General features: G+C 61.0%; 12 protein-coding genes and 2 tRNA genes. 11 read left to right on the plus strand and 3 right to left on the minus strand.

Annotation, left to right across the window (positions count from 1 at the left end; genetic code table 11):
* The first annotated feature begins 18 nt into the window (after positions 1–18).
* Positions 19–1,539 (plus strand): alpha/beta fold hydrolase, encoded by a 1,521-nt coding sequence (locus HMPREF1206_RS05135; protein WP_147580935.1) that lies wholly within the window; start codon positions 19–21, stop codon positions 1,537–1,539.
* Positions 1,540–1,577: 38 nt separating this feature from the next.
* On the opposite strand, the gene HMPREF1206_RS05140 is transcribed toward HMPREF1206_RS05135, so the two are convergent.
* Together HMPREF1206_RS05140 and HMPREF1206_RS05145 are read right to left on the minus strand one after the other, a co-directional pair.
* A complete protein-coding gene (locus HMPREF1206_RS05140) occupies positions 1,578–1,790 on the minus strand; it encodes a hypothetical protein (protein ID WP_042388516.1) in 213 nt (70 codons plus the stop codon).
* A 186-nt stretch (positions 1,791–1,976) separates the two neighbouring features.
* A tRNA-Gly gene (locus HMPREF1206_RS05145) sits at positions 1,977–2,051 on the minus strand.
* Positions 2,052–2,614: 563 nt separating this feature from the next.
* Here HMPREF1206_RS05145 and HMPREF1206_RS05150 point away from each other — a divergent pair.
* The 5 genes from HMPREF1206_RS05150 to clpX all read left to right on the plus strand — a co-directional run bounded on the left by HMPREF1206_RS05150 (position 2,615) and on the right by clpX (position 6,946).
* A tRNA-Pro gene (locus HMPREF1206_RS05150) sits at positions 2,615–2,691 on the plus strand.
* Entirely contained in the window at positions 2,664–4,127 is a 1,464-nt protein-coding gene (tig, locus tag HMPREF1206_RS05155) for a trigger factor (RefSeq protein WP_147580936.1), read from the plus strand. The genes HMPREF1206_RS05150 and tig overlap by 28 nt, the downstream gene beginning before the upstream one ends.
* Positions 4,128–4,268: 141 nt before the next feature.
* Positions 4,269–4,841: an ATP-dependent Clp protease proteolytic subunit gene (locus tag HMPREF1206_RS05160; RefSeq protein WP_016422302.1), complete on the plus strand. Its 573-nt coding sequence runs from the start codon at positions 4,269–4,271 to the stop codon at positions 4,839–4,841.
* Positions 4,842–4,887: 46 nt separating this feature from the next.
* Entirely contained in the window at positions 4,888–5,511 is a 624-nt protein-coding gene (locus HMPREF1206_RS05165) for an ATP-dependent Clp protease proteolytic subunit (RefSeq protein WP_369707172.1), read from the plus strand.
* A 172-nt stretch (positions 5,512–5,683) separates the two neighbouring features.
* Complete coding sequence (gene clpX / locus HMPREF1206_RS05170) at positions 5,684–6,946, plus strand: ATP-dependent Clp protease ATP-binding subunit ClpX (protein ID WP_042388518.1); 1,263 nt, start codon at positions 5,684–5,686, stop codon at positions 6,944–6,946.
* 63 nt (positions 6,947–7,009) lie between these two features.
* On the opposite strand, the gene HMPREF1206_RS05175 is transcribed toward clpX, so the two are convergent.
* Positions 7,010–7,795 carry a TetR/AcrR family transcriptional regulator gene (locus tag HMPREF1206_RS05175; protein ID WP_016422305.1) on the minus strand — a complete coding sequence of 262 codons (786 nt, stop codon included), beginning with the start codon at positions 7,793–7,795 and terminating at the stop codon, positions 7,010–7,012.
* Between the two features lie 230 nt (positions 7,796–8,025).
* Here HMPREF1206_RS05175 and HMPREF1206_RS05180 point away from each other — a divergent pair, with 230 nt between their 5' ends.
* From HMPREF1206_RS05180 to ndk, 5 genes are all read left to right on the plus strand, one after another.
* Positions 8,026–9,009, plus strand: a complete 984-nt coding sequence (locus HMPREF1206_RS05180; protein ID WP_016422306.1) for a malate dehydrogenase — start codon at positions 8,026–8,028, stop codon at positions 9,007–9,009.
* A gap of 213 nt (positions 9,010–9,222) precedes the next feature.
* Complete coding sequence (locus HMPREF1206_RS05185; RefSeq protein ID WP_042388520.1) at positions 9,223–11,958, plus strand: valine--tRNA ligase; 2,736 nt, start codon at positions 9,223–9,225, stop codon at positions 11,956–11,958.
* Positions 11,959–12,167: 209 nt separating this feature from the next.
* Positions 12,168–13,673 (plus strand): folylpolyglutamate synthase/dihydrofolate synthase family protein, encoded by a 1,506-nt coding sequence (locus HMPREF1206_RS05190; RefSeq protein ID WP_231367219.1) that lies wholly within the window; start codon positions 12,168–12,170, stop codon positions 13,671–13,673.
* Entirely contained in the window at positions 13,670–14,185 is a 516-nt protein-coding gene (locus tag HMPREF1206_RS05195; protein WP_016422309.1) for a DUF4233 domain-containing protein, read from the plus strand. Before HMPREF1206_RS05190 ends, HMPREF1206_RS05195 begins: the two co-directional genes overlap by 4 nt.
* A gap of 84 nt (positions 14,186–14,269) precedes the next feature.
* Positions 14,270–14,680: a nucleoside-diphosphate kinase gene (gene ndk / locus HMPREF1206_RS05200; RefSeq protein ID WP_038629458.1), complete on the plus strand. Its 411-nt coding sequence runs from the start codon at positions 14,270–14,272 to the stop codon at positions 14,678–14,680.
* Positions 14,681–14,917 lie beyond the last annotated feature (237 nt).

The following is a 14,917-nucleotide window of genomic DNA, read 5'->3' on the forward strand; positions in this document are numbered from 1 at the left end:
TCCTTCGTCCGCAGGGCGTTGGCCCCGGTCACGGCGCTCGCGCTGGCGGGCACGTTGCTGTCGGTGCCGCAGGCGTCGGCCGGCGGCTCCGCCGGTCCGGCCGATCTCGGCGGGTTGGACTGGGGCGCGTGCCCGACCGCGGCGATGACCGCGCCGGGCACCGTGTGCGCGGACATCGACGTGCCACGTGATTATTCCGACCCGGAGGGCGCGACGATTTCCCTCACTGTCAGCCGGGTTCCGGCGACGGGGGAGCGCCGTGGCGTCATCGCAGGCAATCCGGGCGGCCCCGGCGGCGACGCGTTGGGAATGTTCTCCGACGAGGCCGTGAGGATGCCGACCGCCGTCCGGGAGCACTTCGACCTCATCGCCGTCGAGCCGCGCGGCCTGGCCTGGGGCACCCCGCTGAACTGCAACGTGGCGGACATCCCGATGACGGGTCTGCTCTCCGGGCAGGTCGGCGCGATGTACGCCTCCTGCGAAGCCAACGAAACGGGATACGCGGCGACCATCACCACGGAGAACACCGCTCGCGATCTCAACCATGTCCGCGACGTGCTCGGCCAGGACGTCATGCACCTCTACGGCCTGTCCTACGGCACGGATCTGATGAGCACGTACGCGACCCTGTTCCCGGACAAGACGGGCCGGATGGTGCTGGATTCCTCGGTCGATCCTGCCGACCGTTACTTTCGGCTCGGAGACTCGCGCGAACCGTGGCGCCGCGAGGCTCTCAACGCGATGTTCCAGTGGATCGCCGACCGTGACGACGAGTACGGCCTGGGCACCACCGCCCTGCAGGTGTACGCGCGCTGGTCGCAGCGCATCAACGAGGAGGTTGGCGCGCCGGGTCAGGTCTACCCGCCGCCGACGCAGGTGGGCGACGTGCCCGCCGCCTTCGCCGACGACCCGGAGGCGTTCATGCAGCTGGCCGACGGCGTTCTGCCCGTCGCGTGGCGCAGCCATTCCTTCGCGGCGAACCTGATGCGCCCCGGCGCCGGCAATCAGTCGGTGCTGCTGCAGCAGACCTTCGTGGCGACGTACTCGGAGAGCATGTGGCCCGACATCGCCGACGCCGTGGTCACCGGCGAGGTGGAGACCCCCGAACTACCCGAGGGCGTGACCCCGGAAGACATGATGGCGCAGACCGAGGCGATGGGAACCATCGAGCGGGCGATCATCTGCAACGACAACGTCACCGCCGCCGACCCGTCCCGCATTCCCCGCACGTACCTCGACCAGTTCACCGGCGGCGACATCTTCCGCCTCAACGCCGATGCGCTGTCGTCGGGGCAGCTATGCCTCGGCTGGCCGGGGCAGGGCGCTGCCGTGGAACTCAGCGGCGACGCCCTCGAGTCGAAGCCGCTGCTGCTCCACTACGACCGCGATGCGGCGGTGACCGGCACGGGCGGCCGCGCGATGCAGGCGGTCATGGGCGGCGAGCTCATCGAGCTGCCGGGCCACGGCCACGGCGTGCTCGTCGCCCACAACGACGCCGACGAGATCGCCAACGTCGTCGCCGCCCACTACTTGGGCTGACCGGTCATGCCGGGCTGACCGGTCCGAGATTGGGCCGGCTACTTGCCCTTCGCCTCGTGGCCTTTCTGCCACTCGCGCACGTCGTCGGAGTTCCGCGGGTTCAGCCCGTGGAGCTTCGCCGCCGGCACCGGCGCTTTGCCACGGCCCGCATAGCTGGCGAACGTGCCGCGCGCGGTACCGGTGAACTCCGCGCATTCGGCGACGGTCCACAGCTCGACGCCGGTGTCCTTGTCGATGATGCGAGGATTCATGCCGCCGGGACTAGTTGTGCGTGACGACGGCAAAAGACCCGACATGACAGTGCCACCGACTTGTTACCGACGCTGTATGAAACCGTGACGCGCGCACGCGGTCGTGACATGCCTGTGGCGGATTTCGGGACGGATCCCGTCAAAAAGAAGAACACCCTCCGACGCTGGCCGGAGGGTGCTTTCACATGGAGGGGATGACGGGAATCGAACCCGCGTCTTCAGCTTGGAAGGCTGAGGTATTAGCCACTATACGACATCCCCATAGACAGAAATCCGGCTTAGATGCGCAATCGCCTCCACCAGACTGTGTCTTGGTACAAGGCATATTAACCCGTTAAAGCGCACATACAAAAATCGATGCCAGGTTTTTCTCGAAGGCTTTAAAGAAAAGTGGCTGTGGCCGGGAAAAACAGAAAATGAAACTAAAGCAACGTGGGGTATGTGAAACAGGCGTATAGCCGTTGATTACACTGTCACACGACTCAACAAAGGGGCAGTCGTTTTAGGCGGCTTCTTTGGAGGGTCGGCCGACGAATGGAGTGTTTGCAGCAAACGAGGCCGCCAAAAGCAGTGCCGAGGAGATGCAAACGCCCGGTGATATGCATGGATTTCATGAAACCAGTAGTAGTTGGCAGGTTGGCTCTCGATGGCGTCGTAAAGCGTTTTCAGACAGAGCATTAGCCTGGTTGAACGCGTGGTTTTGTGATTTCATTAATCGTCAGGTAAATCTATACGGGTCCGTTGTGGAAACGCGATTTCGCGCCTATGAGGGCCCCGGTGCAGATGCTCCAAAGGGGTTTCTGCTAGGTTTCGAATGACGCATACGGGGTATGGCGCAGCTTGGTAGCGCGTCCGCTTTGGGAGCGGAAGGCCGTGGGTTCAAATCCCGCTACCCCGACCAGTATCACGGGCACTCCCGTGGTCTATGAATTAATCATCGAGTTGCAGGAGAGTGCACCAGTGAAGTCTTCCGTTGAGAAGCTCAATGAGACCCGAGTGAAGATTACCGTCGAGGTCCCGTTTGACGAGCTGAAGCCAGAGTTCGACAACGCCTACAAGGCACTGGCTCAGCAGGTCCAGATTCCGGGCTTCCGTAAGGGCAAGGCACCGGCAAAGCTGATTGAGGCCCGCTTCGGCCGCGGCCCGATCCTGGAGCAGGTGCTCAACGACATGGTCCCGTCCCGCTACGACGAGGTCGTTCGCGAGGAGGACCTGAAGGTTATCGGTCAGCCTGAGGTCGACATCACCAAGCTGGAAGACGGCGAGCTCGTTGAGTTCACCGCTGAGGTCGACGTCCGTCCGGAGATTGAGCTGCCGAAGTTCGAGGACATCGCAGTTGAGGTTGACCCGCTGGTCGCCGACGACGAAGCTGTTGAGGCTGAGCTGCAGAACCTGCTCGCTCGTTTCGGCACCCTGACCGGCGTCGAGCGTGCAGTTGAGAAGGACGACTTCGTCTCCATCGACCTGTCCGCCACCATCGACGGCGAAGAGCTGGAAGAGGCCTCCACCGAGGGCCTGTCCTACCAGGTTGGCTCCGATGACCTGATTGACGGCCTGGATGACGCTGTTGTCGGCCTGTCCCAGGGCGAGTCCAAGGAGTTCACCACCAAGCTGGTTGCTGGCGAGCACGAGGGCGAGGACGCTCAGGTCACCGTTACCGTTCAGTCCGTCAAGGTCCGCGAGCTGCCGGAAGCTGACGACGACTTCGCTCAGATGGCTTCCGAGTTCGACACCCTTGATGAGCTGAAGGAAGACCTGGCTCGCCAGGTTGAGAACACCAAGAAGGGTGAGCAGGCTCAGCAGGTTCGCGACAAGGTTCTGGCTGCCGCTATGGAGCAGACCACCATCGCTCTGCCGGAGGGTGTTGTCAAGGAGCAGGTCGAGGGCCAGCTGCAGCAGCTGCTGGGTCAGTTCGGCGGCGACGAGAAGGTTCTGAACTCCATGCTGGAGGCACAGGGCACCACCCGTGAGCAGTTCGACGAGGACTCCAAGAAGTCCGCTGAGGAAGCTGTTCGCACCCAGCTGTTCCTGGATGCACTGGCTGAGGAGATCCAGCCGGACGTTTCCCAGCAGGAACTCACCGACCACATCCTGTTCACTGCTCAGTCCTACGGCATGGACCCGAACCAGTTCATCCAGCAGATTCAGCAGTCCGGCCAGCTCGGCAACCTGTTCGCAGACGTTCGCCGCGGCAAGGCTCTGGCTACCTCGATCCTGAAGGCTTCCGCCAAGGACACCGAGGGCAACGAAATCGACCTGAACGAGTACTTCGGTGAGGTCGAGCCGGAGGCTGAGAAGGCTGAGTCCGACAAGGCTGAGGACACTTCCGCTGAGTAAGCCCCGCAATTAGCGCGGCGCGTTCCTCATGCCGCAACGCTTATAGCGAACAAGGGCCGTTCCCGAAACAAAGGGGCGGCCCTTTTCGTTACCCTCTAATGAACGACAAAACTCGCACACGTACGAAAAAGGAGTACACAGATGAGCGATAACGCCCAGATGTCGACGAACACGGTTTTCGACAAGCTGCTCAAGGAGCGCATTATTTGGCTGGGTGAGCAGGTCGACGACGAGATTGCCAACAAGCTCTGCGGTCAGATGCTGCTCCTGGCAGCCGAGGACCCGGAGGCGGATATCTCGCTGTACATCAACTCCCCGGGCGGCTCCGTCACCGCCGGCATGGCCATTTACGACACCATGCAGTTCGTTCCGTGCGACGTGGCTACCTACGGCATGGGCTTGGCAGCTTCCATGGGCCAGTTCCTGCTCGCCGCAGGTGCTAAGGGCAAGCGTTACGCGCTGCCGCACGCCCGCATCATGATGCACCAGCCGTCTGCAGGTATTGGCGGTACCGCATCCGACATCACCATTCAGGCTGAGCAGTTCGCTGCCACCAAGAAGGAGATGGCTCGTCTGATCGCGCAGCACACCGGTCAGCCGGTCGAGCGCATTGAGGAAGACTCGGACCGCGACCGCTGGTTCACCGCGGCTGAGGCTAAGGAATACGGCCTGGTTGACCACGTCGTAACCGCCCTCAAGGACACCGCACGCTAAAAGCGGACAGTAGCGAATAATTAGAGGCGATTTAATCAACATGGAGATGAACAATATGCAGATGCCGCAGTCGCGCTACGTGCTTCCTTCTTTCGTGGAGCACTCCAGCTTTGGTGCTAAGGAATCCAACCCATACAACAAGCTCTTCGAAGAGCGCATTATCTTCCTCGGCTCCCAGGTCGACGACACCGCCGCTAACGACATCATGGCGCAGCTGCTGGTGCTCGAGGGGCTGGACCCGGATCGTGACATCACGATGTACATCAACTCCCCAGGTGGCTCCTTCACGTCGCTGATGGCCATCTACGACACGATGCAGTACGTGCGTCCCGACGTGCAGACGGTGTGCCTGGGCCAGGCTGCTTCCGCGGCAGCCGTCCTGCTCGCTGCGGGTGCACCGGGTAAGCGCGCAGCTCTGCCGAATGCGCGCGTGCTCATTCACCAGCCGGCCACCCAGGGTATCCAGGGCCAGGTTTCCGACCTGGAGATTCAGGCGAACGAGATCGAGCGCATGCGCAAGCTGATGGAGGAGACTCTGGCTCGCCACTCCGGTCGCACTGCAGAGCAGATCCGCAAGGACACCGATCGTGACAAGATCCTGACCGCTGAAGAGGCCGTCGAGTACGGCATCATCGACCAGGTCTTCGAGTACCGCAAGCACAACGCTTAAAAGGGGACATGGTCTCTCTGGAGTGCTGCGCACTGGCCGTCGTAAAGCGCCGAGCGAGATTGCGTGAAATTCGCCTCGCCCTGGCGTGGAAGCCGGTAATTGCGCACACTCACGGTAGGCTGGTCTGAAGCAATTATTGGCAACGAAGCGGAAAGGCGGCGGCGGGAGCCTCATGGCGCGTATGCAAGAAAGTGCGGATTTGCTGAAGTGCTCTTTCTGTGGAAAGAGTCAGAAGCAGGTCAAGAAGCTGATTGCCGGACCTGGTGTGTACATCTGTAATGAGTGCATCGAGCTCTGCAACGAGATCATCGAAGAGGAGCTCAACACCGGCGGCGAGGCAACTGGCAACGACGACCGCCTGCCGCGGCCGATGGAAATTCGAGACTTCCTCGATGAGTACGTCATCGGCCAGGACATGGCTAAGCGCACCCTAGCGGTAGCGGTCTACAACCACTACAAGCGCCTTCGTGCTGCGGAGACCAAGTCGGACAACGACGTCGAGCTGCAGAAGTCGAACATCCTCTTGCTGGGGCCGACTGGCTGCGGCAAGACCTACCTCGCACAGACGTTGGCCCGCAAGCTGGATGTGCCGTTCGCGATCGCTGACGCCACCAGCCTGACCGAGGCCGGCTATGTCGGCGAGGACGTGGAGAATATCCTGCTGAAGCTGCTGCAGGCTACTGATTTCGACGTCGAGAAGGCACAGCGCGGCATCATTTACGTCGATGAGATTGACAAGATTTCGCGCAAGTCCGAGAACACTTCCATCACTCGCGATGTCTCCGGTGAAGGTGTGCAGCAGGCGCTGCTGAAGATTCTCGAGGGAACCGTAGCCGCCGTGCCCCCGCAGGGTGGGCGCAAGCTGCCGAACCAGGAGTTCATTCAGTTCGACACTTCCAACGTCCTGTTCATCGTCGCTGGTGCGTTTGCCGGTCTGGAAAAGGTCGTTCAGGAGCGCGTCGGCAAGAAGGGCCTGGGCTTCGGAGCAGATGTCACCTCGGCTAACGACGAGGACATGAAGGATCCATTCCGCGACGTGCTGCCGGAGGACCTCGTTCGATTCGGCCTGATTCCCGAGTTCATTGGCCGCCTTCCCGTTATCGCATCGGTCACCAACCTCGATGAGGACGCGCTGGTTCGTGTACTCACCGAGCCGAAGAACTCCCTGGTTCGCCAGTACCAGCACCTGTTCGACATGGACGGTGTGCGCCTTACCATCGACGATGAGGCACTGCGCGCCATTGCTGCCAAGGCGATTAGCCGCAATACCGGCGCCCGTGGTTTGCGCGGCATCATGGAAGAGATCCTGGTTCCCGTGATGTTCGAGGTACCAGAGCGTGACGACGTCGCGGAGGTCATTGTCCACAAGGAATGCATCACGGACGGTGCAGCGCCGGAACTCGTTGAACGCAGCGAGGATAAGAAGACTGCGTAAAGGTAGCTAAAAACCCGGTTAGAGTAGCCGCTCTAACCGGGTTTTTGATGTCTGTATGGAGCCCTAGTCGTCCATGCCGTAGATGTCGCGGTAATCCGGGGCATCGTCAGTAGTCAAGTCTTGAGTCTCTGGGTTGGGCTGATCGCCGTAGACCTCTGCGCCAAGCGCGGACGAGTTGGCGCCATGGGAGGCCAGCAGGGAAGTGTACGAGCTGCCCGGTTCGTTGCGAGGCGAGGACGTCAACAGGCTGGTCACAGTGTCCTGAGCGAACTCACGCAGCTTGTCCGACAACACTGTCGACTGCATTTCAATGCCGTAGAGGTTTTCAAAAGTCCGCTGGTGCAGGGTGGGGAAGGTGGCCAGCGACAGCACGAGAATATAAAGATCAAGTGCGGAAATATCAGTGCGGAATGCACCATAATCGCGACCGAGCAACAAGATGCGGTCAAACTCCAAAACAATTGGGCTCTGACCACCAAGCCCAGTCACGCCTTCTAGCGGCAGGACCGGATGTAGGTTTTCCTGGATGATGAACCGCACGGCGAGCGGGTTCGCCGAGAAGTAGTCATAGATAACACCGACCACATGCTGCAGGGCTTCCACCGGCACATTGGAGTGCGGGCGCAGGTCGTCGTCGTCAGGCCTTACGGTCTCCAGCACATGTGCCCACGTCGCCCTGTAGAGTCCCAACTTGTCACCACAGTGGTAGTGAAGCATGCGCTTGGAGACACCAGAGGCGGCAGCAATGGCATCCAAACGGGCATCTGCATACCCCTTTGCGGTGAATTCTTGAAGTGCTGCCACCAAGACTGCATGGGGGATTGCATCAGAGGAGCCTGGAGACTTCATGAAAATCCTTTGCTTGGACTAGAGGGCGACTACGGGGTTTTGGCTATCTAACGGGGGTGAAATTGCTCGGTCGCGGACTTCTTTCTAGTGAAATGAGTACATGACCGTAAGTCATGCCTAATGCTATCCGTTTTTCAGAATTGGCCTGAGCCCGTCGCCCCCGTCTGCGCCAATTCTGTAGTCGCATTAGAGTGGGCAGCGAATTGATTCTCTCTCGAGAAAGGCCTGAAGTGAACAAGACTCCCGTAAAGGTTGCAGTTACCGGTGCCGCCGGACAGATCGCTTACTCCCTGCTCTTCCGCATTGCCAGCGGTTCGGTTTTCGGCCCTGAGACCCCGGTTGAGTTGAACCTGCTGGAGATCACTCCGGCGCTGCACGCCACCGAAGGCGTCGCCATGGAGCTGTTTGACTCCGCCTTCCCGCTTCTGACTGGCATCAACATCACCGATGATCCGGCAAAGGCATTCGACGGTGCCAACGCCGCCTTCCTGGTCGGTGCAAAGCCGCGCGGCAAGGGCGAGGAGCGCTCCGCACTGCTGGGCGCCAACGGCAAGATCTTCGGCCCGCAGGGTGCCGCACTGAACGATCATGCAGCAGACGACATCAAGGTTCTGGTTGTCGGCAACCCGGCCAACACCAACACCATGATCGCCGCATCCCACGCTAAGGACATCCCGGCAGAGCGCTTCACCGCCATGATGCGCCTGGACCACAACCGCTCCCTGTCTCAGCTGTCGGAAAAGATTGGTGTTCCGACCACTGAGATCAAGAACATGATTGTCTGGGGTAACCACTCCGCAGACCAGTTCCCGGACATCACCTACGCCACCATTGCAGGCGAGAAGGTCTCCGACAAGGTGGACGCTGCATGGGTCGAGCAGGACTTCATTCCGCGTGTCGCCAAGCGTGGCGCAGAAATCATCGAGGTCCGTGGTTCCTCCTCCGCAGCTTCCGCTGCCGCTGCCGCAGTTGACCACATGCGTGACTGGGTCACGGGTACCCCAGAGGGCGAGTGGGTCTCTGTCGCCCTTCCGTCCGATGGCTCCTACGGCATCGACGAGGGCCTGGTCGCTGGTGTTCCGTGCTACGCCAAGGACGGCGAGTGGGTTCGCGTTGAGGGCCTGGATCTTTCCGAGGTTCAGCGCGCTGGCATCGAGCGCAACGTCAAGGCACTGCGCGAAGAGCGCGAGGCAGTTAAGGACCTGCTGGTCTAAGAGCTGTTCAACGGCCGTTTAGAGGCGCTCTCTTGTGATGATTTCACAAGAGAGCGCTTTTATTTTGCGCGGTAATCGCGGTTCGGGTCGGAGCGAGAGTAAGGCTTGAATTAGGCGGTGTATAAGTCGCTGATGGTAGATATGGGTGGGGCGCAAGGGCCGTCGTAAAGCCCCTGGAAAACCAAATCCGGGCAAGGCGCTAAGATGTGACGCGTGACTGAGAACAACGTGGACCTAAACAGAGCAGATAAGTTGCCCAAGTCGTGGAACCCGGCTGACGTGGAGTCGGACCTGTACCAGGGCTGGGTAGACGCTGGTTATTTCAAGGCTGACCCGTCTAGCTCCAAGCCGGCTTACTCTATTGTGCTGCCCCCGCCGAATGTGACGGGTCAGCTGCACATGGGCCACGCACTGGACCACACTTTGATGGATGCGCTGGTGCGCCGTAAGCGCATGCAGGGCTACGAGGTGCTGTGGCTGCCGGGTATGGACCACGCGGGTATCGCAACGCAGACCAAGGTCGAGGCGATGCTGAAGGAGTCCGAAGGTAAGGACCGCTTCGATTATGGCCGCGAGGAATTCGTGGAGAAGGTCTGGGAGTGGAAGCACGATTACGGCGGACGTATCGGCAACCAGATGCGCCAGATTGGTGACTCCCTGGATTGGTCCCGTGAGCGCTTCACTCTGGACGAGGGCCTGTCCCGTGCGGTTCAGACGATTTTTAAGGAATTGTTTGACCGCGGCCTGATTTACCGCGCCAAGCGCATGGTCAACTGGTCGCCAGTGCTGCAGACTGCAATCTCGGATATTGAGGTCAAGTACGAGGACGCTGAAGGCGAGCTCGTGTCCTTCCGCTACGGCGATGGGGAAGACTCCATTGTTGTGGCGACGACTCGTGTGGAGACGATGCTGGGTGACGTGGCAATTGCCGTGCACCCGGAGGATGAGCGCTACACGCACCTGGTGGGTAAGGTTCTGGACCACCCGTTCCGCGAGGACCTGAAGATTCAGGTCATCGCCGATGACTACGTGGACCGCGAGTTCGGTACAGGCGCGGTGAAGATCACGCCGGCGCACGATCCGAATGACTTCGCCATGGGCCAGCGCCACGACCTGGATATGCCGGAGGTCATCGACACCACTGGCCGTATCTTCAACACCGGCACGCGTTTCGACGGCATGGATCGCGCGGAGGCCCGTACCGCGCTGACGGAGGCTCTGCGTGAGCAGGGGCGCATTGTCAAGGAGGTCCGCCCGTACGTTCACTCGGTCGGTCATTCGGAGCGCTCGGGTGAGCCGATTGAGCCGCTGCTGAGCCTGCAGTGGTTCGTTAAGGTCGATGAGCTGGCCAAGATGTCCGGCGATGCTGTTCGCGAGGGCGACACGGTTATTCACCCGGCTTCGCAGGAGCCGCGCTGGTTCGACTGGGTCGATGACATGCACGACTGGTGTATTTCGCGCCAGCTGTGGTGGGGCCACCGCATCCCGATCTGGTACGGCCCGAATGGCGAGGTCGTCTGTGTCGGCCCGGATGATGAGGTCCCGACGGGCGAGGGCTGGACGCAGGATCCGGACGTGCTGGATACCTGGTTCTCCTCTGCGCTGTGGCCGTTTTCCACGATGGGTTGGCCGGACGCCACCCCAGAGCTGGAGAAGTTCTACCCAACATCCGTGCTGGTCACCGGCTACGACATTCTGTTCTTCTGGGTCGCGCGCATGATGATGTTCTCGACCTTTGCTGCCACCCTGCCTGATTCACCGTTGGGTAAGGGCCGCGACGGCCGTCCGCAGGTGCCGTTCAAGGATGTCTTCCTGCACGGTCTGGTCCGCGATGAGCAGGGTCGCAAGATGTCGAAGTCTCTCGGCAACGGCATTGACCCGCTGGACTGGGTGCGTGACTACGGTGCGGACGCACTTCGCTTCACGCTGGCTCGTGGTGCTAACCCGGGCTCTGACCTGCCGGTCGGTAACGACGCCGCACAGAGCTCCCGTAACTTCGCTACCAAGCTGTTCAACGCCACCCGCTTTGCACTGATGAACGGTGCCCACGTGGGCGAGCTGCCGGACCGTGACCAGCTCACCGACACCGACCGCTGGATCCTGGACCGCCTGGAACAGGTCCGCGCCGAAGTCGACGCTGCGCTGGATAAGTACGAGTTCTCCAAGGCCAACGAGGCCCTCTACCACTTCGCATGGGACGAGGTCTGTGACTGGTACCTGGAGATGACCAAGGTTGACTTCCCACGCCTGAATGACGGCGAGACCATGACCGAGGAGCAGGCCGCCCGCGCCGCCTCCACGCGTCTGGTTCTCGGCCGCGTGCTGGATACGCTGCTGCGTCTGCTGCACCCGTCCATGCCGTTTGTCACGGAGACGCTGTGGAAGGCGCTTACCGACGGCGCGGAGGGCTTCGAGGACTCTCTGGTTATTTCCGACTGGCCGGATGCAACCATGACCACCGACGGCGCTGCTGTCGACGAGGTTGCCGCACGTCGTATTGCCGATGCCCAGAAGTTGGTCACCGAGCTGCGTCGTTTCCGCAATGACCAGGGTGTGAAGCCGTCGCAGCGCGTGCCGGCACGCATGAACCTGGCGGATGCTGATCTGACTGCTCAGGAAGAGATGATTCGTTCGCTGGCTCGTGCTGAGGCGCCGGAGGATGGATTCACCGCTACCGCTTCCATTGAGGTGCGCCTGTCTCAGGCCACTGTCCTGATCGAGCTGGATACCTCCGGCACCGTCGACGTGGCCGCTGAACGCAAGCGTCTGGAAAAGGACCTGGCCAAGGCAGAGAAGGAACTGGCCGGCACCGAGAAGAAGCTCGGCAACGAGGCCTTCCTGTCCAAGGCTCCGGAGCAGGTCGTGGAGAAGATTAAGACTCGCCACCAGTTCGCACTGGAGGAGATTGACCGTATTAAGGCTCGTTTGGAGGGACTTCCGCAGGCATGACCGATCCACGGGATGCTGAACCACGTGATGAGGCCGCAGGCGAGATTCGTTTGAATCTTGGCGGCGGCGACGATTCGGTGACGCAGGAAGAGTCTGCGCTGCGAGAGGAGTCCACTGCAGCGCCTGAGTTCGAATTCGATCCGGCTGACTCCCAGATCGTCGAGGACCTCGAACCTCGCGAAATTGCCGGTGTGATGGCTGATGGCCGCATGCCCGATGACATGCGCCTCGGTGAGGTTTCCGTGTCCGAGGAGGGCCTGAGCCTGCCGGTGGATGTGGATCGCCCAGTCAACGAGCCGGCTCCGCTGGAGGCCACCGCAGAGGAGCTGCGCGAGCTCGCAGAGGTGGAAGCCGAGCTGGATCAGCGCTGGCCGGAGACCAAGATTGACCCATCGCTCGAGCGGATCGAGATGCTGATGGACATCCTTGGCCATCCCGAGCGTGCCACTCCAGTCATTCACGTTGCCGGCACGAATGGCAAGACTTCCACTGTGCGCATGATTGAGTCGTTGGTGCGCGCTCTCGGTCGTCGCACCGGCCGCACCACCAGTCCGCATCTGCAGCTGGTTACCGAGCGCATCGCCATCGATGGCCAGCCCATTCATCCACGCGATTACGTGCGCATCTGGCGCGAGATTCAGCCCTACGTGGAAATGGTTGATGCCAAGTCCGCCGAAAAGGGCGGCCCGCAGATGAGTAAGTTCGAGGTTCTCACGGCCATGGCCTACGCTGCCTTCGCCGACGCTCCTGTTGATGTCGCCGTGGTGGAAGTCGGCATGGGTGGCACATGGGATGCGACCAACGTGGTGGAGGCCGACGTGGCAGTCATCTGCCCAATCGGTCTCGATCACACGGAGTACCTCGGAGATACCCTGGCTGAAATCGCTTCTGAGAAGGCCGGCATCATCAAGTCGCGGTGGAATAAGGACGACTTGCTTACGCCACCGGACAATGTCGCCATTGTCGGCGAGCAAGAGCCGGAAGCAATGGACGTCGTTTTGCGACGTGCCGTGGAAATGGATGCCTCCGTCGCCCGCGCTGGAGTTGAGTACGGCGTCGTCAGTCATCAGCTGGCGGTCGGCGGACAGAACCTGACGCTCAAGGGCCTGGCCGGCGAGTATGACGACATCCATCTGCCGCTGCACGGTCCGCATCAGGCGCGTAACGCAGCCACAGCACTGGCTGCGGTGGAGGCGTTCTTCGGCGCAGGTCCGGGGCGTCCGCTCAACATTGATGCGGTTCGCGAAGGCTTTGCGACGGTCGCATCGCCAGGCCGCCTGGAGCGCGTGCGCTCGACCCCGACGGTGTTCATCGATGCCGCCCACAATCCTCACGGTGCCCGTGCGCTACGCACGGCCCTCTCCGCTGAGTTCGACTTCCGCCGTGTGATTGGTGTGCTGTCGGTGCTGGGGGAGAAGGATGCTCGTGGGCTGCTGGTGGAGCTGGAGCCTTACTTCGAAGAAGTGGTTATTACCCAGAACACATCGCCGCGTGCGCTGCACTACGACGACCTGGCTGACCTCGCGGAGGAGATTTTCGGCGAGGAGCGCGTGCATCGCGTACCGACTCTGCCGTCCGCCGTTGAGCTAGCTGTAGCGCTGGCTGAGGAAACCGACACCGGAGACGGTATTGTCTCTGGTTCCGGTGTGATCGTCACTGGATCTGTTGTCACTGCGGGCGAAGCCCGGACACTATTTGGAAAGGACCCGCAATGAGTGAATCTCAGGCGAGCCAGCCACAGGGCAATGGCGCGGAGGATTACACCGCTGCCGACCGCGAGGCTCTGCGCGCCTACCGCGAGGGGCGTGACCTGAGTGAGGGTGGCAAGTATGGCCCGCTCGGTGCGGGACACGATCCGGCTAAGGACCCGCTGAAGGGTCTGCGCGGTGTTATGTCCGGAACGCTGATAATGCAGGCTATCTCGGTGCTGCTTGGTCTGACTGTGGTCACGCGCATTCCCGACGGCCAGATTAACCAGACCTTCTCGGTTACGTACATCACCATCCTGGGCCTGGCTCTGATTGCGATGGCCTTCCTGCAGAAGCAGCCCTGGGCTCTGAAGGCCAACATTGTGCTGCAGGTCTTTGGTGTGCTGGCTATCTTCACGCACGTGTCTATGGGCGTGGTGGGTATCTTCTTCGCACTAGTGTGGGCCTACATTCTGCACCTGCGGAAGAACCTCATCCAGCGTATGGAGCGCGGTCTGTTGACCACCCAGCACTCGTAAGTCTCCCGCGCTCGTAGTCGCGACTTTCACCCCGCTGCACCACCACTCCGGTGCAGCGGGGTTTGTCATAGTATGATGCTCACCATGACTGAACGTACTCTTATTCTGATCAAGCCGGACGGCGTTTCCCGCGGTCTGGTCGGCGAAGTTATCTCCCGCATCGAGCGCAAGGGCCTGAAGCTGGTCGCGCTTGACCTCCGTGTTGCTGACGAGGCAACTGCGAAGGAGCACTACGCAGAGCACGTCGATAAGCCGTTCTTTGGTGAGCTGGTTGATTTCATCACCTCTGCACCGCTGGTCGCTGGTGTTATCGAGGGCCCGAACGCAATCGCTGCTTGGCGTCAGCTCGCTGGCGGCACCAACCCGGTTGAGGCCGCAACCCCGGGCTCCATCCGCGGTGACTTCGCACTTGAGGTTGCTAACAACGTTGTTCACGGTTCCGATTCTCCGGAGTCCGCTGAGCGCGAGATTGGTATTTGGTTCCCGAACCTCTAAACGTTGACGGTTCAGCATTGACCCGTGAGCGTTGAACTGGCGCCGAACTGAGCAAGCAAATTGTTTGCCGGTTCGGCGCTTTTTGCTTGTCGACGACCGTGGGGCGGCCCTTCAGCGGGCTGCACGTGGGAATGCGGGCACGGGCTGCAAATGTGAAACTGTAGGAGTTTATGACACTTTCCGGCAATTTTTCAGGCCATTTCTGTCATAAACGCAGTCAGTAACTCGGATTGGCCC

It is taken from the genome of Corynebacterium sp. HFH0082 (assembly GCF_000411235.1).
GTDB classification, from domain to species: domain Bacteria; phylum Actinomycetota; class Actinomycetes; order Mycobacteriales; family Mycobacteriaceae; genus Corynebacterium; species Corynebacterium jeikeium_D.